Origin of the sequence: Streptomyces sp. MA5143a (genome assembly GCF_900290235.1) — a bacterium.
Lineage (GTDB): Bacteria > Actinomycetota > Actinomycetes > Streptomycetales > Streptomycetaceae > Streptomyces.
The window spans coordinates 48,412-73,464 of sequence record NZ_OLMK01000009.1; the positions used below are offsets into that span (position 1 = coordinate 48,412).

Genomic DNA, 25,053 nt, shown 5'->3' on the forward strand with positions numbered 1-25,053 from the left:
TCCCGCGTTTCTTCAACAAACTGTTGACGTAGTGTCGTGGCGGGGCGTTAGCTTGCCGTAGCCAGTCCAGCACCACGGCCACGGAGGCTCCCGTGACTTCGCGTTCCTCGACGCCGGGCCTCGCCCGGTTCAACACCCTGGAGAAGCAAGCCGCCGTCGCCGCGCTCCACGAGGCGTGCGCCTCGGCGGAATGGGGGCGCAGACTCCTCGCCGGCCGGCCGTACGCCACCGTCGACGACCTCCTCGCCGCCAGTGACGCCGCCATGGTCGAACTGACCGCCGAGGACCTGGCGGAGGCGATGGCCGGGCACCCGCCGATCGGCCGCCCCACACCGGGCGACGCGACTTCCGCCCGGGAGCAGAGCGGCATGGCCGGCGCCTCCGACGCGCTGAAGGCCGAGATGCTCGAACTGAACCTGGCCTACCAGGAGAAGTTCGGCCATGTCTTCCTGATCTGCGCCACCGGTCGCACTGGCGAGCAGATGCGCGACGCGGTCGCGGAGCGCATCGGCAACACGCCGGAGGAGGAACGGGAGATCGTCCGCGTCGAACTGGGCAAGATCAACCGCATCCGCCTGACCCGACTGGTCGAAGAGGACTGAGAGCAGGATGAGCACCAGCACCACGGCCTCCGTGTCCACGCACATCCTGGACACCAGCGTCGGCCGCCCCGCCCCCGGGGTCGCCGTCCGCCTCGCCGCCCGTCCGGGCCGCGACGCCGACTGGCGGGACCTCGGCGGGTCCGCGACCGACACCGACGGCCGGTGCAAGGACCTCCCGGCGCTGCCGGAAGGCACCACCCACGTACGGCTCGACTTCGCCGTGGAGCCGTACTTCGAGACCCAGCGAGCCGAGACACAGCAGGACGCCCCCGCGCATCGGGACAGCGGTGTGTTCTTCCCCGAGGTGGTCATCACGTTCGCCGTCGAAGCCGGCGAGCACTACCACGTACCGCTGCTGCTCAACCCGTTCGGCTACTCCGTATACCGAGGGAGTTAGCACCCATGCCCATCCTTGGACAGAACCAGTACGGCAAGGCCGAGAACCGCGTCGTACGCATCACGCGGGACGGCGCCACCCACCACATCAAGGACCTGAACGTCTCCGTGTCCCTCTCCGGCGACATGGACGAGGTCCACCTCTCCGGCTCCAACGCCCACGTCCTGCCGACGGACACCACCAAGAACACGGTGTACGCCTTCGCCAAGGAGCACGGAATCGAGTCCGCCGAGCAGTTCGGCATCCATCTCGCCCGCCACTTCGTGACCTCCCAGCCGGCCATCCACCGGGCCCGCATCCGCATCGAGGAGTACTCCTGGGAGCGCATCGAGCACTCCGGGAAGGGCGCGCACTCGTTCGTCCGCACGGGACAGGAGACCCGCCTCGCGCAGATCACCTACGACGGCTCGGCGTGGGAGGTCGTCTCCGGTCTCAAGGACCTCACCGTCATGAACTCGACCGACTCCGAGTTCTGGGGCTACGTCAAGGACAAGTACACGACCCTCCCCGAGGCGCACGACCGCATCCTCGCCACCGACGTCTCCGGCCGCTGGCGGTTCAACTGGACCGACGACGAGCAGCCGACGCCCGCCTGGGACACGTCGTACGCGCAGGTCAAGCGGCACCTGCTGGAGGCCTTCGCGGAGACGTACTCGCTGTCGCTCCAGCAGACCCTCTACGCGATGGGCGCCCGGATCATCGACCACCGGAGCGAGATCGACGAGGTCCGCTTCTCCCTGCCGAACAAGCACCACTTCCTGGTGGACCTCGCCCCGTTCGGCCTGAAGAACGATACCGCCGAAGGAGCTGTGTACTTCGCCGCGGACCGCCCCTACGGCCTCATCGAGGCGACCGTCCTGCGGGACGGCGTCGAGGCGCGCATACCGGCCGATCTCACCAACCTCTGACGCGCCTCACCAACCTCTGACGCGGACCCGGAACGTACACCGGGAGTAGGGACGAACAACGATGGCACAGCGCATCGTCATCGAGAACGCGGCGATCGCGACCGTGGACGCGCGGGACACCGAGCACACGTCGGGCCATGTGGTGGTCGCGGACGACGTGATCGAGTCGGTCGGCGCGGGCCGGGCCCCCGAGGGCCTGACGGACGTCGTACGCAGGATCGACGCCACCGGACATCTGGTGACCCCCGGGCTGGTCAACACCCACCACCACTTCTACCAGTGGATCACCCGGGGCCTCGCCACCGACCACAACCTCTTCAACTGGCTCGTCGCGCTGTACCCGACCTGGGCCCGCATCGACGAACAGATGACCTACGCGGCGGCCCAGGGCTCCCTCGCGATGATGGCCCGCGGCGGTGTGACGACCGCGATGGACCACCACTACGTCTTCCCGAAGGGCTCCGGCGACCTGTCGGGCGCCATCATCCGGGCCGCCCGGGAGACGGGCGTCCGCTTCACCCTCGCCCGCGGCTCCATGGACCGCAGCGAGAAGGACGGCGGACTGCCCCCGGACTTCGCGGTCGAGACCCTCGACGGCGCGCTCGCCGCCACCGAGGCGACCGTGAACGAGCACCACGACGCCTCCTTTGGCGCGATGACCCAGGTGGCCGTGGCCCCCTGCTCACCGTTCTCCGTGTCGACCGAACTCCTCAGGCAGGGCGCCGAGTTGGCCCGCCGCCTGGGGGTGCGGCTGCACACGCACGGCTCGGAGACGGTCGAGGAGGAGAAGTTCTGCCACGAGCTGTTCGGCATGGGCCCCACCGACTACTTCGAGTCGACGGGCTGGCTCGGCGAGGACGTGTGGATGGCGCACTGCGTCCACATGAACGACTCCGACATCGAGGCCTTCGCCCGGACGAGGACCGGAGTCGCCCACTGCCCGTCCTCCAACGCCCGCCTGGCCGCCGGTATCGCCCGCGTCCCCGACATGCTCGCGGCCGGCGTCCCCGTCGGCCTCGGCGTCGACGGCACGGCCTCCAACGAGTCCGGCGAACTCCACACCGAGCTGCGCAACGCCCTCCTCGTCAACCGCCTCGGCCCCCACCGCGAAGCCGCCCTCGACGCCCGGAAGGCGCTGCGCCTCGGCACCTACGGCGGCGCCCAGGTCCTCGGCCGGGCGGCCGAGATCGGCTCCCTGGAACCGGGCAAGCTCGCCGACCTGGTCCTGTGGAAGCTGGACACCCTCGCCCACGCGTCCATCGCCGACCCGGTGACCGCCCTGGTCTTCGGCGCGGCGGCCCCCGTGACCCTGTCGCTGGTGGGCGGCCGGGCCGTCGTGGAGGACGGCCGCCTGCTGCACGTGGACGAGGACGCGATCGCCCGCTCGACACGGGACGAGGCCCGGCGACTGGCCCGGATCGTGGCCGGGGACTGACCCCACCACTGCGCGCCGACGCCGCGGCGGATCCCCGCCCGTGCCGTACGGCGCCCGGACTCCGGCCGAGGGGGACGGCCCTCGGCCGGAAGCCGTGGACCCGAGCGGTGTCCACGGCGGCCGTCTCCGGGGCGCACAGGACTGTGCGCCCCGGAACGGTGCGACCGGCTGCGCGGCGGCCGGGCTCGGACAGGCGGCTCGGCGTCGGCAACCTGCTCAGGAGAGTGCCGTGAGCCGCTCCCACACCTGTGTGGCCACCGTGTACGTGTCGCCGGTCGGCTCGGTGGTGAGGGGTCCCGGGTCGCGGGTCCAGTGGTCCTCCAGCGCGAACCAGTCGATCTTCTTCGGCGCCCGTCCCTCGGCCAGCGCGGCCCGCAGCTCCTCGAAGTACGTCGACCAGCGCAGCCGGTACAGCCCGCCGACCAGGCCCGCCCACTCCCGGTTCGCGTAGTCGCGCAGCCCCGCGTCCGCCCCCGCGCGGGTGCCCCACACGGTCAGCAGCGACAGATTGTCGTACGCCAGCCGCTCCCGCTCGGCGTCGTCCGCCCCCCAGGCGCGCACGTCCGCGACCCAACGACCCAGCAGATGACGGGAGTCGGTGGCCAGCAGCCGGTCCAGCAGCTCCATCAGGGACAGCCACACCTCCCCGAGCTCCTTCAGCCGGGCGGCGTCCCGGGCGTCGTACGCCTCCTTGATCCGCGGCAGCAGGGCGCGGCTGCGGTTGGAGAGGATCTGGCGGGCCACGTCGAGGAGATCCCGCCGGTAGGCGGAAGAGGTGCGCGACCCGCCCCGTACGCGCAGCAGTTCACCGAGGGCGGGCTCCAGGTCCGCCGCCGTGTACCGGAGTTGCTTGGGCGACCAGCGGGCCGCGCGGACGACGGTGAGCGCCGGGCGGGCACCGAACAGGCCGTCGGCGCCCTCGCTCCACCCGTCGGCGCGCGTGGTGCCGTAAACGGTGCGGCGCAGGATGTCCCAGGCCGCCTCGGCATGCGGATCACGGGCGCCGTAGCGCGCGTGCGCCCAGTCGGCGAACCACGCCTCCAGGTCCAGCTCGCCCTCACGCCAGGCGAGTTCGGAGAAGAGGGCGAAGGCCGCCGGGTTGTTGTCCGCGGCCTCCGGCAGCAGCGCGATCCCGCGCAGCGCGCTGCCCGGCTTCGTGCGCCACTTCTCGTACAGTTCCGCCCAGTCGCGGGTGTTGGCGCCGAGCGCGGTGTGGCCGCCGAAGTTCCAGATCGAGCCGAACGCGTACGGGGTGCCGCCCCAGTCGGCCTCGCGGTCGGTGACCGTCGGGAAACGGTCGGAGAGGCCGTCGACGACGAGCATGTGCTCCTTGTCGACGGCGTCGACGATCGCGCGCGGCGGGTTGTGCTGCCAGCCGAGGATCACCCAGACGGCGTCGGGGTGGGCCCGCCGCAGCGCCCGCTCGACGCCCTTCGCCGCGTCGCCCACGGGCACGTCGCCCGGGTCGCCGCCCTCGTGCAGCACATCCATCTTGTACAAGGTCGACGCCCCGCCGAACAGCTCGTCCTGGGTGCGGTAGAAGGCGGCCGCGACCCGCGCGAAGGCGTCCGTGCGCGGGTCGAGCCAGTCGGGGCGGGCGAAACCCATCCATGTGCCCTGCGGGACCGTCCGCGCCCCCGGGACGCGCTCGGCGAAGCCCGGCGGGACCGTCCCGAAGTAGCCGGGGAACACCGGCGTCATGCCCAGCTCGCGCACGCGGTCGGCGATGCGGCGGCCGAGCGCGGCACGGGCGTCGAGGAGCTGCCGGGAGACGGGGGAGGGGAACGCGGACAGGTTCTGCAGCAGCCACCACGGCTGGTGCGCGGGCCCCGGGATCCACTCCCGCAGCTCCTCCTCCCCGTACCCGAACTCCTGGAACACCCGGTGGTAGAGGGCGTCCGCGCCCGTGTAGACGAGGATCTCGTTGTAGCCGTGCAGCGCCAACACGTCCAGCTCGCGCTCCCAGTACGACCAGTCGAGGTAGGCGCCCGTGTAGCCGTCGTTGGTGTCGTTCAGGGCGAAGCGGTGGGGGACGTTCGCGCGTCGGGTGACGGTGCCGTCGAGGCCTGGCAGGGCGCGGGGGAGGGCGGTCTGCTCGCCCGCCCAGTTGATCTCGGCGTACGCGATGTGCCGCAGGTACCAGTTCAGTCCGGTGAGCCGGGTCGCCGGGGTGTCGCCGGTGACCGTGATGTGACCGGTGCCGCCGGTGACGTGGAAGGTGTCCCGCTCGGTCCCCTCGACGAAGGTGATCTGCCGCCAGTGGTCCGGCAACAGCCTCCGGGCCGCCGCCGTGGCCGCCGTGTCCCCCGCCCTGTCCGCGCGGGGCGCGTCGTCGGAGGGGTGCGCGCGGGCGGGGGCGCAGGCGATCGCCGCCCCCGCCGAACCGGCGGCGAGGACGGCGAGCAGGGCACGGCGGGCGAGGGGCATGATGCCTCCGGGTGCGGGTGCGGGTGCGGGTGCGGGTGCGGGTGCGGGTGCGGGTGCGGCAGCAATACCCCCGGAACCGCACCTTCCGCACCGACACACGGCCACAAGGGGGAGAACCCACCGTGAACGGCCGGAACCCCCCTCGGGTGCTGACGCCCGGCTGCCTCTACGCCCTCCTACGCCTTTCGTGCCCACCCCGGCCGCCTCACCGGCGTGGGCGGCACGCTCGTCGCCGCGGTCTTTCACCAGGCGATGGAGGGCAGCCGCGTCTCGATCGTGCAGCTCCCGGGCTGGCGCCCGAGCCTCCCGGCCCACCGCAGGGCCGCTTCACGATGACGGACCTGCTGCCGTTCTCCTTCGAGAACGACCCCGCGCTGCTGAACCCGCTGGGCTGACCGACGGGACGAACGTCAGACGCTGTTCGGGCCGTGGGCCGCGCTCACAGCCTCACAGCCCGAACAGCTTCGGGTCGTCCGCCAGCTCCCTGAAGTACGCGCCCGGGTCGGCGACCAGCTTGCGTGCCTTGAGGTCCATCAGGCCGCCCACACCGGTGATCTCGGCGGCCACCGTGCCGTCGGTCCTGCTGATCGTCTGCTCGATCCGGAAGGTCTTGCCCTCGCCCCAGGCGAAGACACACGTCACCTGGACCTCGTCACCGGCGAGCAGCTCGCGCCGGTAACGGATCGTCGTCTCCAGCGCCACGGGGCCGACACCCCTCGCCATCAGATCGGCCTGGCGGATCCCGGCGGCCTGGAGCAGCGACCAGCGCGCGTGCTCCCCGTACTGGAGGTACACGCTCTGGTTGAGGTGCCCCTGAACGTCGGTCTCGTACCCCCGGACGGTCACCGGGACGGAAAACGGCTCGGACACGACTACCCCTCGACTACCTCAGCGGCGAACAGGACGGCGCTAGCTTACTGAGCGCTTGCTCATGCGGGGTGCGACAGTCCGGCGCCGCCCCGTCACACCTTCCGGGGGGAGGCCAGCAGATACCGCTCGCGCGTCCGCGGGTCCGTGTGCTCGCTCGGCTGCCAGCCCGCCCGCCGCAGGGTCTCGGCGCAGCCGCGCAGCGCCCCCGGGTCCGGCTCGTGCACGGCGACGGCCTCCGGCTGCGGCGTGGTCCGCACCCGGTAACCGCCACGCTCCGCCTCCGGGCCCGCCGGGCGGTGGCCCGCCGCTTCCAGGGCGAGCGCGGCGGCCCGTACGAGATGCGCGCGCTCCCAGCCGCAGGGGCGGTCGGTGGCGCCGCCCGGGTTCGTCATCCGCCGTAGTTCCAGCAGCCCCTGCCAGGCGCTGTGCACCTCACGGGCCCGCGCCGGTCCGTCCCCGGCGCTCTCCTCGCCGCCCACCCGGGCCGCGAACCCACCCGACTCCTCGGGGGCGGTGGACGGCGCCGGGGCCGCTGCCGCCGTCTCCTCGGGCGGGCCGGCCTCCCGTACGCGGTGCCCGGCCGGGGTGAGGAAGTGGTCGTGCGGTGGGCGCGGGTGGCGGAACGCCAGCCCTCGCTTCACCAGCGCCGCCAGCTGGGTCTCCGTACCCGTGAGCCGGCCGGTCACGGGCTCGGCGGCGTCGATGATCCGCCGCTGGACGGCGGTCGGCGGTCGGGTCACGACGACCTCCTTTCGCGGAGGAGCGCTGTCACTCGGGGACGGCGTCAACCCACTCGAAGACTACGAGGAGGGTCTGACATTCCACGCCGCGAGCACCGGACGGCCGTGCTCCGTGCCGAGCCGGCAGACCGTGCCCGTGGCGAGCTGGAACAGCGCCCCGGCGGACGCGGGCAGTCCGAGATACCGCGCGGTGAGGACGCGGAGGAAATGGCCGTGCGCCACGAGCACCACACAGCCCTCCGTGTCGCCGAGCGCCGCGTGCGCCTTCGCCAGTATCCGGTCGGCGCGCGCCCCGACGTCCTCCGGGCCCTCCCCGGGGTGCTCGGGCGGCCCCGGCGCCACCCCGTCGGTGAACAGGAACCAGTCGGGCCGCGTGCGGTGGATCTCCTGGGTCGTCACCCCCTCGTACGCCCCGTAGTCCCACTCGGCGAGATCCGCGTCCACCCGCGCCCCGGTCAGGCTGGCGAGTTCGGCGGTCTGGCGGGCCCGCTTCATCGGACTGACGAACACGGCCCCGATGCGGTGCGAGGTCAGCAACGGCGCCAGCCCGCGCGCCTGCTCCCGGCCCCGGTCGGTCAGCGGGAGGTCCGTCCAGCTGGTGTGCTGCCCGGACAGCGACCACTCGGTCTCCCCGTGCCGCACAAGAAAAAGATCACCCATGTCTCACAGGCTCACGTGTTTCCTTCAGGATCGGTAGTGATCCGTAGTGATCCGTAGTCGTGTGTCATGCGTTGGTGGCATGTCGTGGGGTGGGTGCTGAGACCGGTGTCGTACGTGAGTGTGCGGATCGAATGCGTGACCTTTGCGTGGGGGTGTCGTTGATCGGATGACAGAACCACGGGCGAGGGAGGAGGGGCCGGTGAGCCGGAGGTTGCCGCTGGGTGAGGGTGAGACGGCCCGCACGGCCTGTGCTCGGGGTCTGCTGCGGTCGGGCGTGGTGGAGAAGTCGGGTGAGGTGCTGTCGGCTGCCGTGTTGGCGGAGCGGGTGGGGTGGGCTGCGGATCTGGTGTCCGGTATGGCCGCCGGTCTGCTGAGCGGGCACTGGAATGCGGCCGATGTGGACTCGCTGGCCTCGGGCGTGGACGCCGGGGGCCGCAGGCTGCCGTCGAACGCGTGGATGGCGCTGCGGCGTCTGGGCTGGACCACCGCCCCGGCCGGGGGCGTGCGCGTCAATGACCGGATCGTGCGCATGGCCCAGGAGCAGGCGGGGCGCCTGTTGCGGTCGGCGACGTGGCGGGCCGACCTGACCACCGGAGTGCTTGCGACGTGGCCCGCAGACCCGGACAGGCGCACCCCGGGCGAGTGGGACGCCGTCCGTGCAGCGGTTCCTGACGGGAAGCACCTGCCGTCCGGCGTCATCAGATCCCGCACCCGGCAGATCGCCGCCTTCGCGGGCAGGTACGGCCGGTTGCCGGTCGATGTGTTCGAGTTGGAGGCCGCGCCCCGTGCGGCGCGGATGCTGCTGCTGTCCGCGTGTGACGGGCAGCAGGCCACCCTGACGCACGGTGGTGATCCGGGCCGGGCGCTGCTCAGGGTGCAGTTGCCCACCCGCCCCGACCCGCGCTCGTACACGGACTGGAGTTGGGTTGCGTGCCCCATCACGCGGCCGGCGACGGTTCCGCCGGGTGCGGTGCTGCACCTGCCCACCCTGCGCGTCCACCAGGGCCGGGTCCACGCCGACCTCGCTTACACCCATGCTGTGCCTGCGGCCCGGCGTAGTGGGCACACGATCGCGCTGGGTGTGGACTGGGGGCTGAACACGCTGCTCAGTGCGGGCGTAGTCCACCTACACGATGACGGGACGATCACCGCTCTCGGATTCGGTGCCCAGTTCCGTGCCGCCGGGGTGCTGGCCAGACAGCACCGGCTGCGGCGCGAGCTGGAGTACCTGCACGCCAAGACCGGCCGCTACGAACGCCTCATCGCAGGAGACGGCACGCATCCGCTGACGGGCAGACAGCAGGTGCTCGCCGAGGAGATCCGGTACGTCTGTGAGCGCCGCTCCAACCTCAACGACGCCCTCGCCTGGTCTGCGGCACGCTGGACGGTCGACCAGGCTCTCACCGCCGGTGCGAGCGTGATCTATGTCGAGGACTTGCGCTCGTTGGAGGCCCAGGGCATGGGCCGCACCCTCAACACCCGCCTGTCCCAGCAGGTGCGCGGGCAGATCGTGGAGCGGATGCGGCACGTGGCCGCTGAAGCCGGTATCGCCGTCGTCACCCTCCCGGCCCGCGATACTTCGCGGCGCTGCCCCCGCTGTCACGTCCCGCTGCGGCACCGCAAGGCTCCCGATCGGCCCACCACGCCCGGCTGGAAATGGGCCGTCTGCCCGAATCCGGAGTGTGGCTGGCAGGGCGACCGCGACACGGGGGCGTGGCAGCGTATCGCCGCACGCGGCCTGGCCCACCAAACGAAGACCGTCACCGACTGCGCCACCGGCATCATGGCCATCCGCTCGGTGGTGGACAAGCTCGAAACCACAGCCGTGGTCACCCCGGCCACGAAGACCAGCCGGGCCGACCGGTCCAAGACCGGCCCCACCCGGCGCCGCCGCACCACACGCCCCGCGCCCAGGCGACGCGGGGCACCCTCCCCCACCGGCACCACAGGCCCGGCGGGCAAGCGTCCGGAGGGACACGCACCACCGGGCCGGATGCGGCTGCCCCGCGCAGCCCACCGGCACCAGGGCGTGACGACGATCAGTACACCCACCACCCGCCGACACCGGCCACGCGGAGCAGCACTCGGCGCGGGATTCCATCTCCACGCTCACGCCACCCCGCCCAGGTGGGCAGAACCCACACTGAACCCTACGGTTCGTATGGGATCGCTTAGCTGATCAGAGACGCTACGAGCCCATCGCTCCCGTTCCTCGAACTCCCGCTCGCCGAGCCCTCGGCGGGGGTCTATCCGCAGGAGCAGGGCGGGTGTGTCGTAGTGCCGGGCGACATGGTGGGCGTCGAGGTCGGAGACCATGTCGTCGACTCAGACGAAGGGCCGGCCGCCTGCTCCATGACCCGGCGGGTCTTCCGGTACAGGCCGTCGGGGTCGCCCGCGAACATGTCGGTGAACTCGATGACCGGCAGGTCGGCGGGGAGCCCGGTCACGGGCCCATCATCTCGTTCGCGTCGTGCATCCAGGTCGTACGGCAGGGCGAGCAGGCGCTGCCCGTGCGTGGGGTCGAGACGGATCCGCAGGCCCCGGCGGAGCCTTCGGGAGCCGGGCCTCTGGCGTGCGGACCGGGCGGTGGGGTGCACCCGGCTGTGACGCAGCCGCGCGGTCGCCACGGACGGGCACCGAAGGGGTTGAGGGGGACGTCGACAGAACAACGGTTCCCCGCTATTGCCGGTAGCCGCTCAGGAACCGTCCGATACGGCTGATCGCCGCGTCCAGGTCGTCCGCGTGGGGCAGCGTGAGGATGCGGAAGTGGTCGGGGGTGGGCCAGTTGAAGCCCGTGCCCTGGACGACCTGGATCTTCTCGCGCAGCAGCAGGTCGAGGACGAACTTCTCGTCGTCGTGGATCTTGTGGACCTTGGGGTCGAGGCGGGGGAACGCGTACAGCGCGCCCTTGGGTTTCACGCACGACACGCCGGGGATCTCGTTGAGCTTCTCCCATGCCACGTTCCGCTGCTCGTGCAGCCGTCCGCCGGGCGTGGTCAGTTCTCGGATGGACTGGCGGCCGCCGAGCGCGGCCTGGATGGCGTACTGGGCGGGGGCGTTGGCGCACAGCCGCATGGAGGCCAGCATCGTCAGGCCCTCCAGATAGTTGCGGGCGTGCTGCTTGGGGCCGGTGACGACCAGCCAGCCGGAGCGGAAGCCCGCCACGCGGTACGTCTTGGACAGGCCGCAGAAGGTGAGGACGACCAGGTCGGGGGCGAGTGCGGCGGCCGAGTGGTGCACGGCGTCGTCGTAGAGGATCTGGTCGTAGATCTCGTCGGCGAACACCATCAGACCGTGGCGGCGGGCGAGGTCGAGGATGCCCTCGACGATCTCCTTGGGGTAGACCGCGCCCGTGGGGTTGTTGGGGTTGATGATGACGACGGCCCTGGTGCGGTCGGTGATCTTCGACGCCATGTCGTCGAGGTCCGGGTACCAGTCGGCCTGCTCGTCGCAGAGATAGTGCACCGCCTTGCCGCCGGCGAGGGTCGTCACGGCGGTCCAGAGCGGGAAGTCGGGCGCGGGGATGAGGATCTCGTCGCCGTCCTCGATCAGCGCCTGCACGGCCATCGAGACCAGCTCGGAGACGCCGTTGCCGAGGAAGACGTCGTCGACGTCGACCTCCAGGCCGAGGGTCTGGTAGCGCTGGGCGACCGCGCGGCGGGCGGAGAGGACGCCACGCGAGTCCGTGTAGCCATGGGCCCGCGGCAGCATCCGGATCATGTCCTGGAGGATCTCCTCCGGCGCCTCGAAGCCGAAGAGAGCGGGGTTGCCGGTGTTCAGGCGCAGCACGCTGTGACCCGCCTCCTCCAGCGCGTTCGCGTGCTCGATGACGGGGCCGCGGATCTCGTAACAGACCTCGCTGAGCTTGCTCGACTGCCGGAACTCCATGCGCTCTCGCCCTCCGGTTCGTTGTGTCGCTTGGTTTTACCAAGTAGGCGCTTGGAAAGTCCAACGACATGTCTAGACTGCGTCGCATGTCACCTCGCCGAAGCTACGACCAGTACTGCTCCGCCGCCCGGGCGCTCGACCTCGTCGGTGACCGCTGGACCCTGCTGATCGTGCGCGAACTGCTCGCCGGGCCGCGCCGCTACACGGACCTGCACGCGGACCTGCCCGGCGTCAGCACGGACGTCCTCGCCTCACGGCTGAAGGACATGGAGCGTGACGGTCTGTCGACCCGGCGCCGGCTGCCCCCGCCGGGGGCCGCGTACGTCTACGAACTCACCGCCCGCGGACGGGACCTGCTCCCGGTGCTCCAGGCGCTGGGGGAGTGGGGGGAGGGCGCGCTGGGGGAGCGCCGGCCGACGGACGCCGTACGGGCGCACTGGTCCGCCCTGCCGCTGCTGCGGAACCTCGACGGCTGCGCCGCCGGGCTCGTCGAAGTCCGCCTGGAGGAAGGGACGTTCCACCTCTGGGCGGGCGCCGAGGAGGGCCCGGTCTACGGCGACGGCCCCGCCCCGGGCGAGCCGGACGCGCGGCTCACCCTCGACGAGGAGACCTGCGAGGCGGTCCGCCGCGGCGAACTGCCCCTCAGGGACGCCGTACGAGCGGGCCGCGTCGAGGTGTCGGGGGAGGGGCCCCTGGCGAAGGAGTTGCGGGAGGGCTGAGGGCCCGGCCCGCTCGCCGCGCCCCGCACGGCCGAAGGCCCGCCGGACCGGGGTGGGTTCCAGGGTTCGGCGGGCCTTCGCGGGGGTGTCAGGCGCCCGGCGGGGGCACCCTCGTGGGGCGGCCCGAGCCGCGGGTGAGGCAGTAGCCGCCGATGCCCGCGAGGGCGGCGAGTACCGCGCCGAGCGCGGTCCAGACCCAGCGGTCGCTCCACCAGCCCGACGCCCAGCCGTCGTCGGGTTCGAGGGAGGACAGGACGGCCTCCGCCGAGGAGTCCTCGTCGTCCCGCGCCGAGGTCACCGCGATGCCCGGCACGAGCGGCTTCGCCAGCGAGCCGTCGACCGCCGCCGCACCGCCCATGTCCTTGGACTCGGCCCGGACCTCGACCCCGACCGGCAGCCCGAGGTCACCCGTGGCCAGCCGCGTCGTCGTCAGCCGGACGTAGTACGTGCCCGGCAGCGGGTCGTCGGACCACGGCTCCGACCAGGCGCGGACCGTGCGCAGTGTGCAGGACAGTTCCACGGAGGCCGCCCCCGCGTCGGCCGTGCGCGTCTGCGCCCCGTACTGGCAGGCCTGGCGGCGCCGCAGCCCGTCGTACACGTCGAGCTGCCACGTCGAGGCGGACTCGGCCGCCTCCGGCAGCTTCACCGTCGCCCTGACGGTGGGGCGCAGGCCGGCGTCCGCCGGGAACGACCAGTACAGGTAGTCGCCGGTCGAGGCGCTCGCCGTCGCGGTCTCCCCCTGCTCGAACTCCGCCGCGGTACGGAAGGAGGTGCCCGCCTCGGTGGGCGCGTCACCGTTCTCCGACGGGCTCGCCGAGGGAGAGGAGTCCGCGGCCGCCGGGGAGGCGGCCAGGGCCAGCATCAGCAGGGCGGCGCCCCACACACGTGTGATCCGCATCAGTTGGTCCTCCAGACCGCGACCCGCCAGCGCGACAGCCAGCCCCACAGCACACCCGCCACGAACCCGACGAGCACCAGCACACCGAGCAGCCACCAGCCGCGGCCGAGACCGAAGGACGCCACGTCCGTCGCCGGGTCCGGGCCGTCCACGACGTCGACGGTGATCTCCAGCGGCAGACCGGGCGTGGTCTTCACCCCGCCGGCGGCCGCGTAGGAGTGGGTGACCTGGAGGCACACGGTCTCGGCGACGTCCTCGTCCTCCTCGTCCTCGGCCTCCGCCTTCGGATAGCGCAGACCCGTCGAGATGACGTCCGTACGGCCGGTGCCGGCCGCCTCGCCGCGCACGATCTCCCGGTTCTTGACGGTCACCGCGCGCAGCAGCACCCCGTAGTGCGGGTTGACGTCACGGTCCGCCGCGACGCTCACCGAGGCCCGCAGCTCCTGGCCCGGCTTCACGTCCACCCGGTACCAGCGCTGCTGGTTGAACTCCTCGCGGTCGGTGAACAGCCCCGAGGTGAGCGTGGGCGCCCCGGCACACGCGTCGGCGCCCTCGACGGCCTTCGGGACGACCACCGGGTCGGCCGCGCGGTCCACCAACTGGTTCACGCGGTCGGTGAGTTCGTCGCGGTGCTCGATCGAGGTGTACGTGCCGCCGGTCGCCTCGGCGATACAGCTGAGCTGGACGCGCAGCTTGGCGTTCGGGACCAGGCCGAGCGTGTCGATGGTCAGACCGATGCCCTTGGCGGCGATCTCGCGGGCCACCTCGCACGGGTCGAGCGGGGCACAGGTGTCCTCGCCGTCGCTGATCAGGACGATGCGCTTGGTGCCCTCGCCGCCCTCCAGGTCGTCGGCCGCCTTCAGCAGCGCCGGGCCGATCGGGGTCCAGCCGGTCGGGGTGAGCGTGGCCACGGCCGTCTTCGCCTCGGTGCGGTCCAGCGGGCCCACCGGGTACAGCTGCGCGGTGTCCTTGCAGCCCGTCTTGCGGTCGTCGCCGGGGTAGTTGGCGCCCAGCGTGCGGATGCCGAGCCGGACCTCCTCGGGCGTGGCGTCCAGGACCTCGTTGAACGCCTGCTTCGCCGCGGCCATCCGGGACTGCCCGTCGATGTCCTTCGCCCGCATCGAACCGCTGACGTCCAGCAGGAGGTTGACCTTGGGCGCGGTGGCCGTGGTCTCGTCGGCGACGGCCGTCGACGGGACGGCGATACCGGCCGTCAGGGCGGCGAGCAGGGCGAACACCCCTGCTGCCAGCCGTTGTCTTGTGATCATCGGCGGATCCTATTGATCAGGTGGCCCGCGCTTCAAAACGAGACCGCCCGTTCACCCGCCGGACAACGGCACCCCCGACCGGCGGGCCGGGACGTGCCTCACCGCAGTGGAGTCGGCAGTTCCGCCCAGATGTCACCCGGCCGCTCCGGCGTAAGACGCATCAGCGTCAACGCCTTCGTCGGTACCGGCCCCTCCGTCAACGTGGCCAGATCGGCGGTCGGCGGCACGTCCCGTACGGCCGCGGCGAGCGCCTCGCGCAGCACGGGCGTCGAACCCGCCGTCGCCCCGAGCGTGCCCGTGATCAGCGCGCCGAACAGCTTGCGCCGCAAGGTGGTCTCGTCGTCCGTGATGATGCGGCCGGTCATCGCGGGGGCCGCGACACCGTGCCGGGCCAGTCGGGCGGGGCTCACCCTGATGTCCGCGAGGTCGCGGTAGACGAGCCGCACGGGGGCACCCGCCGGCGAGAGCACCACCAGGAGGTTCTGGCCGTGTGCCTCCAGGGCCACCCCCAGGTCGAGCAGCCGGAGACAGACCGTGAGCGCGAGCCGGCTGAAGTCCGCCAGCCACGACGGCGATCCGGGCAGTCCGGTCGCCGCCAGCGCGGCCACGGGGACGACCCGCTCGCCGGTGGCCGTGTCCGCGTACCTCTCCGGTGACTCCCGCAGCACGGCCGCCAGATCCGGGGAACCGGCGGTGACCGCGCCGAGCGTACGGGTCACGTGCAGCAGACCGTCCGTGCGGGAGGCGACCTCCGCCATGAAGTCCGACACGATCGCCGACGTCTCGATCGAGTAGACCGAGATGTCCCGCACGGAGGAGGTCAGCCGGGCGCTCAACGCCGTCTTCACATGCGCCCCGCCGTCCGCGAGGGCGAGGGTGCGCAACGACATCAGCGGATGCGCCTCGACCACCTCACCCAGTGGGCACTTGAGCACATGCGCCGCCTGCCACGGGTGGACCGGCACCAGCACCCGACCGCCGTCCCGGAACCGCTCCGGCCACTCCCCGACCACCAACGCCTCGTCCACGGGCGCCAGCCCCAGGGCCACGACCTGCCGGTGCTCGGGCCCGTACGCGAGCTGATCCCCGGCGGAGAACCCGGGCCGGGAACGGCAGTTGGGGTGGAAGGGATGGCCGTCCACCACGGACTGCTCCCACTCCCAGCTCGTCTCCGGCACCCCGGTCCCCGTCGGCCGTCCGGCCCGCGACAGCGCCGACGAGGCCGCGCTGTGGTCGAGTTCGGCGGCGAAGGCCGCACTGTGCGGCACCGCCAGCGCGCTCATCAGCCACGACGGACGGTCGTAGGGCCGCCCGTCCAGCCACACCTGCTCGACCGGCGCGTTGGTGGCGTACGGGTCCATCGCCGGGCCGTGCAGCCGGCGGCCGTCCGCCAGCAGGAGCGTCACGCCGTCGGCCCCGGCCCTCTCCCGGCGCGCCACCCAGGGCAGCGGCTCGTGCGTGAGGCCCCGCCACAGCCGCGCCAGGACGGCCGCCCGGGCACCGGGGAGCGCCGCCGCGTACGGCAGCGCCAGATCGGGGCGTACGGCGCCCAGCTCGGCGCCGAGCGCCGCCTCGGCATCGGACATCGGATGACGGTCCACGGACGGGCTCCTAGGGTGCGGGAACGACGACGGGCGGGTACGGGCACCGCGTCGACAACGGCGTACGACCACTGCCCGCCCTTCTTCGCGGCGACGCATGCGGGCGGCGGGACGCGCCACGGCAGGCAGACATACTGATCACACACGCACCGTATGTGGAACGAATGGACCCCGTGGACGCCAACCCGCCCCGCGCCGACATCGGCACCGCCGCCGACGCCCATGCCGCCGCGCCGCTGCTCAACTGCCTCCTGCGGGAGGCGGGGGAGCCCGTCGGACCCGGTGTGCACCCGCTCGGACCCGGTGTGCACCGCCTCACGGCGAGCGGCCGCCTCCTGCGCGCCCGGGGCACCCGCCGCCCCACCGCCCCCGAGGTGCGCGCCGACGGCACCTGGCATCGGCTGACCCACGCCGAGCTCGTCGATCTCACCGCCGGCGAACTCCTCCTCCGCACCGGCCTGGCCAACCCCGGGCTGCCCGCCGAGATGCTCGACAGCCGCGCGGCCGTGGCCGCCTTCCTCACGGCGCGCGCCCGTGCGACACCGCCCGAGGACCCGTACCGGCGCTCCGAGCAGTCGCTGATCACCGGGCATCCGTACCACCCCGCCCCCAAGGCGCGTGGCGGCGGTCCGGCCGCCGCCTGGCTGCCGTACGCGCCGGAGGCGTACGCCGGTTTCCCGCTGACGCTGCTCGGGATCCGCGAGGACACCGTCGTCGAGGAGGGCGACACCACCGCCCTGGACACCCTGGGCACGGCCCCGCCCGGTTACCGGCTGCTGCCCGCCCACCCCTGGCAACTCGACCTGGTCGGCGAGACGTTGGCCGAGGCCTTCGCCGACGGCCGGCTGATCCGGCTGGGGCACACGACGGGTGAGGTGTGGCCGACGGCCGCGATCCGCACGGTGTACGTGCCCGGGGAGACCCTGCGCGGGGGCCCCGGCGGGGCCGCGCGGACGGCCCCCGAGGCGGCGTCCTCCGAGCCGGACCTCTTCCTCAAGTTCAGCCTGGACGTGCGGATCACCAACGACGTGCGCCGTCTGTGGCGGCACGACCTGCTCAAGCTGTGCCGCACCGACGCGGCGGCCCGCGCGGCCTTCGCCGCGCTGCCGGGCGGCACCTGGCTGAGCGACCGCGGCTACCGCACCGCCGCCTTCGCGTTCGAGGAGCTCGCGGTCCTGGTCCGCGACGGACTGGCCCGGCGTCTGGCCCCCGGCACGACCGCCGTCCTCGGCGCCGCGCTCACCGAGGACACCGTGGCGTTCCCGGACAACCCGCTGGTCCGCACCGCCGCCCCCGACGCCTGGTGGGGGGCGTATCTGCGGGCGGTCGTGCCCCCGGCTCTCGGCGCGTTCCACCACCACGGCGTCGTCCTGGAGGCCCACCTCCAGAACACCCTCGTCGCCTGCGACCCCGCCGGGACCCCCGTCCAGGTCCTCTACCGGGACGCCGAGGGCGTGAAGCTTTTGCCGGACGTGACCCGCGAGGCGGGCTGGGAGCGGCTGGTGTACTGCCTGTTCGTCAACAACGTCCTGGAGGTCGCGGCGGCCGTGGCCGAACACCACCCCGGGGTCGACGTGTGGGGCGCCGTACGGGGGGAACTGGAGCGGCACCGCGAGGTGCCCGGCGTCGAGGAGCTCCTGGACGCGCCGACGCTGCCGGGCAAGACGAACCTGCTGCTGCGGTGGACGCGGGCCGACGGCGCGGACGCCCGCTACCTCCCGCTGCCCAACCCGTTCCGGCATGCCGACCGCTCCGGGGCGGCGTAACGTCCTGCGTGAGGGCACTCGGGTACTCCGGCCTGCCGTGCCGCACCCGAGGGGAGCCGGCGGCCCGTCCACGGCCGTCCGGCCGTGGCCCGCGACGCTGGAGGTGCCTCGTGACCGGCACGAGTGATCCGGCCACCGCCGCCGAAGCGCTGGACGCCGCGTTCGCGGAGACCGTGCGGGGGGTCGGCGCGTCCATCGGGGCCCTCTATCTGCTCGCACCGGACGAGGAACTGCTGCGCCTGCATCTGCTGTGCGGCGCGCCCGCCGAGTTCGCCGCCCCCTGGGCACGCGTCCCGGTCGCCGCGCCCGCCCCCGTGGCGGTCGCCGTCCGCGAGGGCCGCGTGGTGTGGGTGGGCAGCCAGGAGGAGATGGCCCGCTCCTTCCCGCGCACCGCGATGGTCCTGCCGTACCCGCTGGCGCTGGCGGCCGCCCCGGTCACCGGCGCCCGGAGCTGGGGGACGCTGCTGCTGATGTGGCCGACCGGCCGCCCCCCGTACATGACGGCCCGCGAGCGGGGCCACATCGAGTCCCGGTGCAGACGTCTGGCCCGGCTGCTGGACGAGGCGGAGGAGCACGACGGCGCGCCGGTGCCCGCCGACCTCCCCCGCGTCGTCCCCCCGGGGGCCGGCCGCCCGTCCGTCAGTGAGGAGATGGCCCTGGCGGACTTCGTGGAGCGCCTGCCCGGCGGCAGCTGCGCCCTGGACCTGGAGGGCCGCTTCACCTACGTCAGCAAGGGTGCCGGAGAGCTGTTCGACCGGGAACCCGAACAACTGCTGGGCACCCTGCCGTGGCAGTCCCTGCGCTGGCTCGACGACCCCGTCCACGAGGACCGCTACCGCGCCGCGGTGATCACACGGGAACCCGTGTCGTTCACGGCGTGCCGACCGCCCGGCCAGTGGCTCGACTTCCACCTCTACCCGGACACCAGCGGCATCAGCGTCCGGATCGTGCCGCGCGGCACCGCGCCCCCGCCCGTGCCGGGGCACCCCCGGTCCACGAGCACCGCGACGCCGTCCCGCGCGGGCCGGTTGTACCAGCTCACCCACCTGGCCGCCGCCCTCACCGAGGTCGTCGGAGTGCGGGACGTCGTCGACGTGGTCGCCGACCAGGTCATGCCGGCCTTCGGTGCCCACGGGCTCGTTCTGTCCTCCGCCGAGGCCGGGAAACTCCGCATCATCGGCTACCGGGGCTACCCACCCGAGGCCATCGCCCGTCTCGACGGCCTGCCCCTCGACACCGCGTTCACCCCGGCCGGGCGCGCCCTGAGCAGCGGGGTCCCCGCGTTCTACAGCGAACCCGCGGAGATGGAGCGCCTCTACCCCGAGGCGCCCGTCGCCAGCGGAAAGCAGGCCTGGGCGTTCCTGCCGCTGATCATCACCGGCCGGCTGGTCGGCATCTGCGTCCTGTCCTACGACAGCCCCCACGAGTTCCAGGCCGAGGAGCGGGCCGTCATGACGTCGCTCGCCGGGCTCATCGCCCAGGCCCTCGACCGCGCCCGCCTCTACGACACCCAGCACGAACTCGCCCACGGCCTCCAGCAGGCGCTGCTCCCACGCACCCTGCCCACGGTCCCCGGTCTGCGGATCGCCGCCCGCTACCTTCCTGCCACCCGCGGCATGGAGATCGGAGGGGACTTCTACGACCTGATCCGGTTCGGCGACACCGCCGTCGCGGCCGTCATCGGCGACGTCCAGGGCCACAACGTGGCCGCCGCCGCGCTCATGGGCCAGGTCCGCACCGGCGTCTACGCCCACGCCACCCTCGGCACACCCCCCGGCGAGGTGCTCGCCCGGACCAACCGGCTGCTCACCGACCTCGCCCCCGACCTGTTCACCAGCTGCCTCTACGGCCACCTCGACCTCGGTGACGGCCGGGTGACCCTCGCCAGCGCCGGACACCCGCCGCCCCTGCTCCGCCTGCCCGACGGCGACACCCGGCCCCTCGTCGTCCCGCCCGGCCCCCTCCTCGGTATCGACCCGCACGCCGTCTACCCGGTGACGGAGTTCCCGCTCACCCCGGGGACGACGCTCGCCTTCTACACCGACGGCCTCGTGGAGAAGCCCGGCGTCGACCTGGACGACCGCATCGCCCGCCTCGCACGGCACCTGGCGCGCGCCGACACCCGCGACCTGGACGTGCTCATCGACGAACTGGTCGAGAAGGCCGGTCCCGCCGGCCAGCGCACCGACGACATCGCGCTGCTCCTGCTCCACCACGCAGGCCACCGAGCAAGCAGCGGGTGACACCACAGGGAACCCTGCGGTGTCAGAGAATCCGGTGCGCCTGTGCCCGGGGGTCCGCGTCGAGGGAGCCCGCGCGGTCAGCCGGCCTTCTGCTCGCGCTGGTCGCGCAGTTCGTGGACGGTGGCGGTCAGGGTGCCGTCCTGCTGCTCGTAGTGCGACAGGGCAAGGCCGAGGCCGAAGAAGGTGGGCGCCCACTCCCCGACGAACAGGCCCCAGCGGTCCGCGCGGGCCAGCCCGGTGCCGGCCTCCATCTTGAGGGACCCCGCCCAGGCGACGACGGTCAGGCCGATGGACGCCATGGCGGCCATGTAGGCGTGCTCACTGCGGATGCCCATGTCGTGCATCTTCTTGATGACCATGATCGACTCCTCGTGGGTGGGGGATGTCCGCTCGGCGGGCGAGTGCCCGTGACCGGGACGCCCATGCGTCGATTTGCCAGAAATGCCCGTTATTTGAGGTGTGGGTGGCCGCGGTCACCCCGCGACATGGCGTTCGATCCAGTCGGCCGCGGTACGCCGGAAGACGCGCCGGCTGTCCGCGCGCAGGAAGTCGTGGCCCTCGTTGCGCAACAGCAGCAACTCGGCGTCCAGGCCCCGTTCGCGGGCCGCGCGCACGAACTGCTCCGACTCACCGAGCGGTACGTTCGTGTCGTGCTCGCCGTGGACGGTGAGCACCGGTACCCGCAGCGCGTCGATCCGGGTCATCGGGGACAGCGAGTGCAGCAGCTCCCGGTCGTGTTCCGGATGGCCGTACTTGTGCGCGGCCGACTCCGCGATCCACGGCTCGGTCCCGGCGTAGAACGTCGCGAAGTCCGACATGCCGCACGCCGCGACACCCGTGCGGAACAGCTCGGGGTGCCACACGAGCGAGGCCATCACCAGATAGCCGCCGTACGAGCGGCCCATGACGGCCAGCCGCCGGGGGTCGGCGAGCCCCGCCTCCACGATGTGCGCCGCGCAGTCGGCGACGTCCTCGATCGCGGCGAACCGCCCCGTGCCGAGGTCGGCGTCGACGAACGACCGGCCGTGCCCGGAGGAACCGCGCACGTCCGGCGCGAAGATGTCGAGCCCCCGGCCCGACAGCTCGTGGTACAGCGGGTTGAACACGGGCCGTTCCTGCTCCTCGGGACCGCCGTGCAGATGGATCACACACGGTGCCGGCTGCCCCGGGGCCCGGCCCGGCGCCCGGTAGTACCAGCCGCTCAGCGGCAGTCCGTCCCGCGCGACCGGCCGCAGCGGCACGGGACGGACGGGCGAACGGCCCGGCGGTACGGCGTCCTCGTCACGCGACGACCACGTGGTGCGCCGTGCGGCGCCCTCGGAGAGCCACCACAGGCCGGGCCGCCGCTGCGACCCGGACAGCGCCAGCACCAGCTCCGAACCCCCGCCGGCCCGCGCCATCCGCGTCACCACCTCGTGCGGCAGCGACACGGACCGCCGCACCCCGACCGAGGCGACACCCGCGGTGCCCGAGACGACGGTGACCTCCAGCTCGGTGGCCCCCCGCACGTTCCACGCCAGAGCCGCCGTGGACCCGCCGCGGCCGAACGTCAGCAGCTCCAGGCCGCACCCCTCGCGCTCCGCGGTGACGGTGATGCCCTGCTGCTCACCCCCGGGAGCCAGCCGTACGGCGAACAGCGCGGCGAACTCCCGGGCCGCGTCGCTGCGCAGCCACAGCGTCGTGGCGTCGGGGGAGAACCGGCCGATCCACGGGTCACCGTCCGCGACCGGCAGCGCGAACGTCGTCCGCAGGTCGGAGGTGCGCACGACGAGGGCCTCGCGGCGGCCGCGCGGACCCCGGCGCACCAGGGCGAGCCGGCCGTCCCGGCTGAGGTCGCACACCCGCAGCGTGGCGGCGCCGCGTTCCACCGCGAGCAGCGCGGGTGCCGCCGCGCCCGTGGGGTCGACGAGGTAGGCGGCGAGACCACCGGCGGCCTCCTGGTCGCGCTCCTGGTCGTGTTCGCGGGCGGTCCCGCCCTCGCGTTCGGCGAGATGGGCGGCCGGCCCGGCGTCGCCGTAGCGCGGGCCGCCCAGCAGCACGGCCCTGCCGTCCCGCACGGCCCAGCCCGGCGGACGGGTCGGCGTGTACGTGTGCGGGTCGGCGAGGCCCGGCTCCGCGCGGGCGGGCGACTCCTCCGTGTCGCCCCCGGCCGGCAGGAGCACCGGCTCGGCGACGGTGACGGCGACCGCCGACCCGTCGTGCTGCCAGCAGCCGAGGTACGCGGAGCTGCCGGGCTCGGCACCGGCGAGGACGCGCCGCCCGGTGCCGTCGGGCCGTACGCACAGCACCCGGGTGTGCTCGCCGCCTCCGGGGGCGGTGGTGTAGGCGATCCAGCGGCCGTCCGGCGACCAGGCCACCTCCTTGACCGGGTGGGGGTCGGAGTCCAGCAGATGGACCTCGTCCCCGTCGACCGGCCCGGTCCACAGCTGAGGCACCCCGCCCCGGTCGCAGATGAACGCGACCTGTCTGCCGCTGGGGTCGACAGAGGGGTACCAGCAGCCGTGGGACCGCAGCGGCTGCGGCGTGTCCCGCGTCCCGGCGGTCTCCGGCAGCGGCACCGGCACGGGAGCCGTCGACGCCGGGGGCGCCAGGGCGGACGCCCCGGACCATGCGGAGGCCGGGGCGACCGCGACCGCGGCCCGGGGCGCGGTGCCGTGGTCCGGGGGCAGCCACGGCACCCCGTCGACGACGTCCTCACCGGCGTGGACGCCGAAGGGGGGCGCCGCCGGCGGGTCCGACGGGGCTGCCGTGGCCGGGCGTGAGGGTCGGCTCCCCTGCCCCCCGGTCAGCTGATTCCGTGCGTTTGCAGCCATATCTCCAGCAAAGCTACCTGCCACAGGGCGTTCGCCCCCCGCCTGGTGCGGTGCTCGTCCGGCGCCGACAGCAGTTTGGCCACGTACGCGTCCTCGAAGACACCGCGCGACGTGGCCTCGGGAGCCGTCAGGGCCTCGGTCACCCGGTCGAGTACCGGACCCGCCATGTGCATGATGGCCGGGACCGGGAAGTAGCCCTTGGGCCGGTCGACGACCTCCCTGGGCAGGACCTTCCGGCCGGCGGCCTTGAGGACTCCCTTGCCTCCGTCGGCGAGCTTCAGCTCCGGCGGGCAGAGGGCGGCCAGCTCCACGAGTTCGTGGTCGAGGAACGGCACCCGGGCCTCCAGCCCCCAGTCCATCGTCATGTTGTCGACCCGCTTGACCGGGTCGTCGATCATCATCACCTCGGCGTCCAGCCGCAGCGCCGCGTCGAGGGCGGTCTCGGCGCCCGGGCGGGCCATGTGCTCCCGTACGAAGCGGCCGGACACGTCGTGCTCGGGCAGCATGTGCGGCCGGACGATCCCGGTGAGGTCGCCGTGCGAGCGGTCGAAGTACGTCTCCATGTACGCCTCGGGGGCCCGCTCCCGGGGGACGGCGGCCATGTCCGGGTACCAGTGGTAGCCGGCGAAGACCTCGTCGGCGCCCTGACCGCTCTGGACGACCTTGACCTCCTTCGCCACCTGCTCCGACAGCAGATGGAAGGCGACCACGTCATGGCTGATCATCGGCTCGCTCATCGCCTCGACCGCCGCGTCCAGCGCCGTCGACACCCGGTCCGAGGGCACCATCAGCTGGTGGTGGTCCGTGCCGAAGCGCCGGGCGACCAGATCGGAGTAGTGGAACTCGTCGCCCGCGACACCGCCCTCCGACTCGAACCCCACGCTGAAGGTCGAGAGGTCCGTCTGCCCCTCGTCGGCCAGCAGCGCCACGATCAGACTGGAGTCGAGGCCGCCCGACAGCAGGACACCCACGGGCACGTCGGCGACCATACGGCGGCGTACGGCGGTGCGCAGCGCGTCGAGCACCGCGTCACGCCAGTCGTCCGCGCCGAGCCGCGCGTGCTCCGGCACGCGGCTGTACGACGGCTGCCAGTAGCGGATGTCCCGCACGCGGCCGTCGGGCTCCACGACCCGCACGGTGGCGGCGGGCAGCTTCCGCACCCCGCCCAGGACGGTGCGGGGCGCGGCCACCGTGGCGTGCCAGCTCATGTACTGGTGCAGCGCGACGGGGTCGAGGGAGGTGTCGACGCCGCCGCCCGCCAGCAGGGCCGGCAGCGAGGAGGCGAAGCGCAGCCGCCCCGGCGACCGGGCCAGGTACAGCGGCTTGACGCCGAGCCGGTCCCGGCCGAGGACCACCCGCCCGGTGTCCTGTTCGACGATGACGAAGGCGAACATGCCGTAGAAGTGGTCGACGCAGTCGGTGCCCCACTGCTGGTACGCCTTGAGCACGACCTCGGTGTCGGAGTCGGAGAAGAAGCGGTGGCCGAGTCCGCGCAGTTCCTCGCGGAGCTCCTTGTAGTTGTAGACGCAGCCGTTGAAGACACCGGTGATCCGGCCCGCGGAGTCGGCCATCGGCTGGGCTCCGCAGTCGGACAGGTCGATGATCTTCAGCCGCCGGTGGCCCAGGGCGACGGGGCCCTGCGACCACACGCCCCTGCCGTCCGGTCCACGGGCGGCCAGCCGGTCGGTCATGCGTTCCACGGCCGCCAGGTCCGGCCGTCCGCCGTCGAAACGGATCTCTCCGCTGAGACCGCACATCAGGCCGCACCCCCTCGCGGAGTGACGCCGGTCGTGCCCGGCGACGCGTGCGTGCCCAGCG

19 protein-coding genes and 1 pseudogene are annotated in these 25,053 nt (G+C 73.0%); 8 read left to right on the forward strand and 12 right to left on the reverse strand.

Annotated features, from left to right (window positions below):
• Nucleotides 1-92: 92 nt before the first annotated feature.
• The 4 genes from uraD (at nt 93) to SMA5143A_RS02870 (ending at nt 3,342) form a co-directional block, all read left to right on the forward strand.
• Nucleotides 93-602 (forward strand): 2-oxo-4-hydroxy-4-carboxy-5-ureidoimidazoline decarboxylase, encoded by a 510-nt coding sequence (gene uraD / locus SMA5143A_RS02855; RefSeq protein ID WP_107461230.1) that lies wholly within the window; start codon nt 93-95, stop codon nt 600-602.
• Nucleotides 603-609: 7 nt separating this feature from the next.
• The gene (gene uraH, locus SMA5143A_RS02860; RefSeq protein WP_107461231.1) at nt 610-999 is read left to right on the forward strand and encodes a hydroxyisourate hydrolase; all 390 of its coding nucleotides are present in this window, start codon (nt 610-612) and stop codon (nt 997-999) included.
• Between the two features lie 5 nt (nt 1,000-1,004).
• Nucleotides 1,005-1,907 (forward strand): factor-independent urate hydroxylase, encoded by a 903-nt coding sequence (gene pucL / locus SMA5143A_RS02865; protein ID WP_107461232.1) that lies wholly within the window; start codon nt 1,005-1,007, stop codon nt 1,905-1,907.
• Nucleotides 1,908-1,968: 61 nt separating this feature from the next.
• Nucleotides 1,969-3,342: an 8-oxoguanine deaminase gene (locus SMA5143A_RS02870; protein ID WP_107461233.1), complete on the forward strand. Its 1,374-nt coding sequence runs from the start codon at nt 1,969-1,971 to the stop codon at nt 3,340-3,342.
• Nucleotides 3,343-3,558: 216 nt separating this feature from the next.
• Here the strand turns inward: SMA5143A_RS02870 and SMA5143A_RS02875 are convergent, their stop codons facing one another.
• The 4 genes from SMA5143A_RS02875 to SMA5143A_RS02895 all read right to left on the reverse strand — a co-directional run bounded on the left by SMA5143A_RS02875 (nt 3,559) and on the right by SMA5143A_RS02895 (nt 8,039).
• Nucleotides 3,559-5,769 (reverse strand): alpha-N-acetylglucosaminidase, encoded by a 2,211-nt coding sequence (locus tag SMA5143A_RS02875; RefSeq protein WP_107461234.1) that lies wholly within the window; start codon nt 5,767-5,769, stop codon nt 3,559-3,561.
• Nucleotides 5,770-6,216: 447 nt separating this feature from the next.
• The gene (locus tag SMA5143A_RS02885) at nt 6,217-6,639 is read right to left on the reverse strand and encodes an acyl-CoA thioesterase (protein WP_107461235.1); all 423 of its coding nucleotides are present in this window, start codon (nt 6,637-6,639) and stop codon (nt 6,217-6,219) included.
• 92 nt (nt 6,640-6,731) lie between these two features.
• Nucleotides 6,732-7,379, reverse strand: a complete 648-nt coding sequence (locus SMA5143A_RS02890; RefSeq protein WP_107461236.1) for a hypothetical protein — start codon at nt 7,377-7,379, stop codon at nt 6,732-6,734.
• A gap of 60 nt (nt 7,380-7,439) precedes the next feature.
• A complete protein-coding gene (locus SMA5143A_RS02895; RefSeq protein ID WP_107461237.1) occupies nt 7,440-8,039 on the reverse strand; it encodes a histidine phosphatase family protein in 600 nt (199 codons plus the stop codon).
• Between the two features lie 199 nt (nt 8,040-8,238).
• Between SMA5143A_RS02895 and SMA5143A_RS02900 the strand changes: the two genes are divergently transcribed.
• Nucleotides 8,239-10,218 (forward strand): zinc ribbon domain-containing protein, encoded by a 1,980-nt coding sequence (locus SMA5143A_RS02900; RefSeq protein WP_107461238.1) that lies wholly within the window; start codon nt 8,239-8,241, stop codon nt 10,216-10,218.
• On the opposite strand, the pseudogene SMA5143A_RS02905 reads toward SMA5143A_RS02900, so the two are convergent.
• A pseudogene (locus SMA5143A_RS02905) lies at nt 10,149-10,722 on the reverse strand (hypothetical protein). The gene SMA5143A_RS02900 and the pseudogene SMA5143A_RS02905 overlap by 70 nt on opposite strands.
• Nucleotides 10,719-11,927 (reverse strand): pyridoxal phosphate-dependent aminotransferase, encoded by a 1,209-nt coding sequence (locus SMA5143A_RS02910; protein ID WP_107461239.1) that lies wholly within the window; start codon nt 11,925-11,927, stop codon nt 10,719-10,721. Before SMA5143A_RS02910 ends, SMA5143A_RS02905 begins: the two are co-directional and overlap by 4 nt.
• A gap of 86 nt (nt 11,928-12,013) precedes the next feature.
• Here SMA5143A_RS02910 and SMA5143A_RS02915 point away from each other — a divergent pair, with 86 nt between their 5' ends.
• Nucleotides 12,014-12,646 carry a winged helix-turn-helix transcriptional regulator gene (locus tag SMA5143A_RS02915; protein ID WP_107461240.1) on the forward strand — a complete coding sequence of 211 codons (633 nt, stop codon included), beginning with the start codon at nt 12,014-12,016 and terminating at the stop codon, nt 12,644-12,646.
• Between the two features lie 88 nt (nt 12,647-12,734).
• Here SMA5143A_RS02915 and SMA5143A_RS02920 read toward each other — a convergent pair whose 3' ends face one another.
• The 3 genes from SMA5143A_RS02920 to SMA5143A_RS02930 all read right to left on the reverse strand — a co-directional run bounded on the left by SMA5143A_RS02920 (nt 12,735) and on the right by SMA5143A_RS02930 (nt 16,398).
• The gene (locus SMA5143A_RS02920) at nt 12,735-13,544 is read right to left on the reverse strand and encodes a hypothetical protein (RefSeq protein ID WP_107461241.1); all 810 of its coding nucleotides are present in this window, start codon (nt 13,542-13,544) and stop codon (nt 12,735-12,737) included.
• The gene (locus SMA5143A_RS02925; protein WP_107461242.1) at nt 13,544-14,812 is read right to left on the reverse strand and encodes a VWA domain-containing protein; all 1,269 of its coding nucleotides are present in this window, start codon (nt 14,810-14,812) and stop codon (nt 13,544-13,546) included. The genes SMA5143A_RS02920 and SMA5143A_RS02925 overlap by 1 nt, the downstream gene beginning before the upstream one ends.
• A 98-nt stretch (nt 14,813-14,910) precedes the next feature.
• Nucleotides 14,911-16,398 (reverse strand): IucA/IucC family siderophore biosynthesis protein, encoded by a 1,488-nt coding sequence (locus SMA5143A_RS02930; RefSeq protein ID WP_258193251.1) that lies wholly within the window; start codon nt 16,396-16,398, stop codon nt 14,911-14,913.
• Nucleotides 16,399-16,577: 179 nt separating this feature from the next.
• Between SMA5143A_RS02930 and SMA5143A_RS02935 the strand changes: the two genes are divergently transcribed.
• Nucleotides 16,578-18,179 (forward strand): IucA/IucC family protein, encoded by a 1,602-nt coding sequence (locus SMA5143A_RS02935; RefSeq protein ID WP_107461244.1) that lies wholly within the window; start codon nt 16,578-16,580, stop codon nt 18,177-18,179.
• A gap of 110 nt (nt 18,180-18,289) precedes the next feature.
• Entirely contained in the window at nt 18,290-20,422 is a 2,133-nt protein-coding gene (locus SMA5143A_RS02940) for a SpoIIE family protein phosphatase (RefSeq protein ID WP_107461245.1), read from the forward strand.
• Between the two features lie 77 nt (nt 20,423-20,499).
• Here the strand turns inward: SMA5143A_RS02940 and SMA5143A_RS02945 are convergent, their stop codons facing one another.
• From SMA5143A_RS02945 to SMA5143A_RS02955, 3 genes are all read right to left on the reverse strand, one after another.
• On the reverse strand, nt 20,500-20,781 hold the full coding sequence (locus SMA5143A_RS02945; RefSeq protein ID WP_107461246.1) for a hypothetical protein: 282 nt from the start codon (nt 20,779-20,781) through the stop codon (nt 20,500-20,502).
• A gap of 114 nt (nt 20,782-20,895) precedes the next feature.
• On the reverse strand, nt 20,896-23,235 hold the full coding sequence (locus SMA5143A_RS02950) for a S9 family peptidase (RefSeq protein ID WP_258193252.1): 2,340 nt from the start codon (nt 23,233-23,235) through the stop codon (nt 20,896-20,898).
• Nucleotides 23,208-24,992 carry an N-acetylglutaminylglutamine amidotransferase gene (locus SMA5143A_RS02955; protein ID WP_107461248.1) on the reverse strand — a complete coding sequence of 595 codons (1,785 nt, stop codon included), beginning with the start codon at nt 24,990-24,992 and terminating at the stop codon, nt 23,208-23,210. Before SMA5143A_RS02955 ends, SMA5143A_RS02950 begins: the two co-directional genes overlap by 28 nt.
• Nucleotides 24,993-25,053 lie beyond the last annotated feature (61 nt).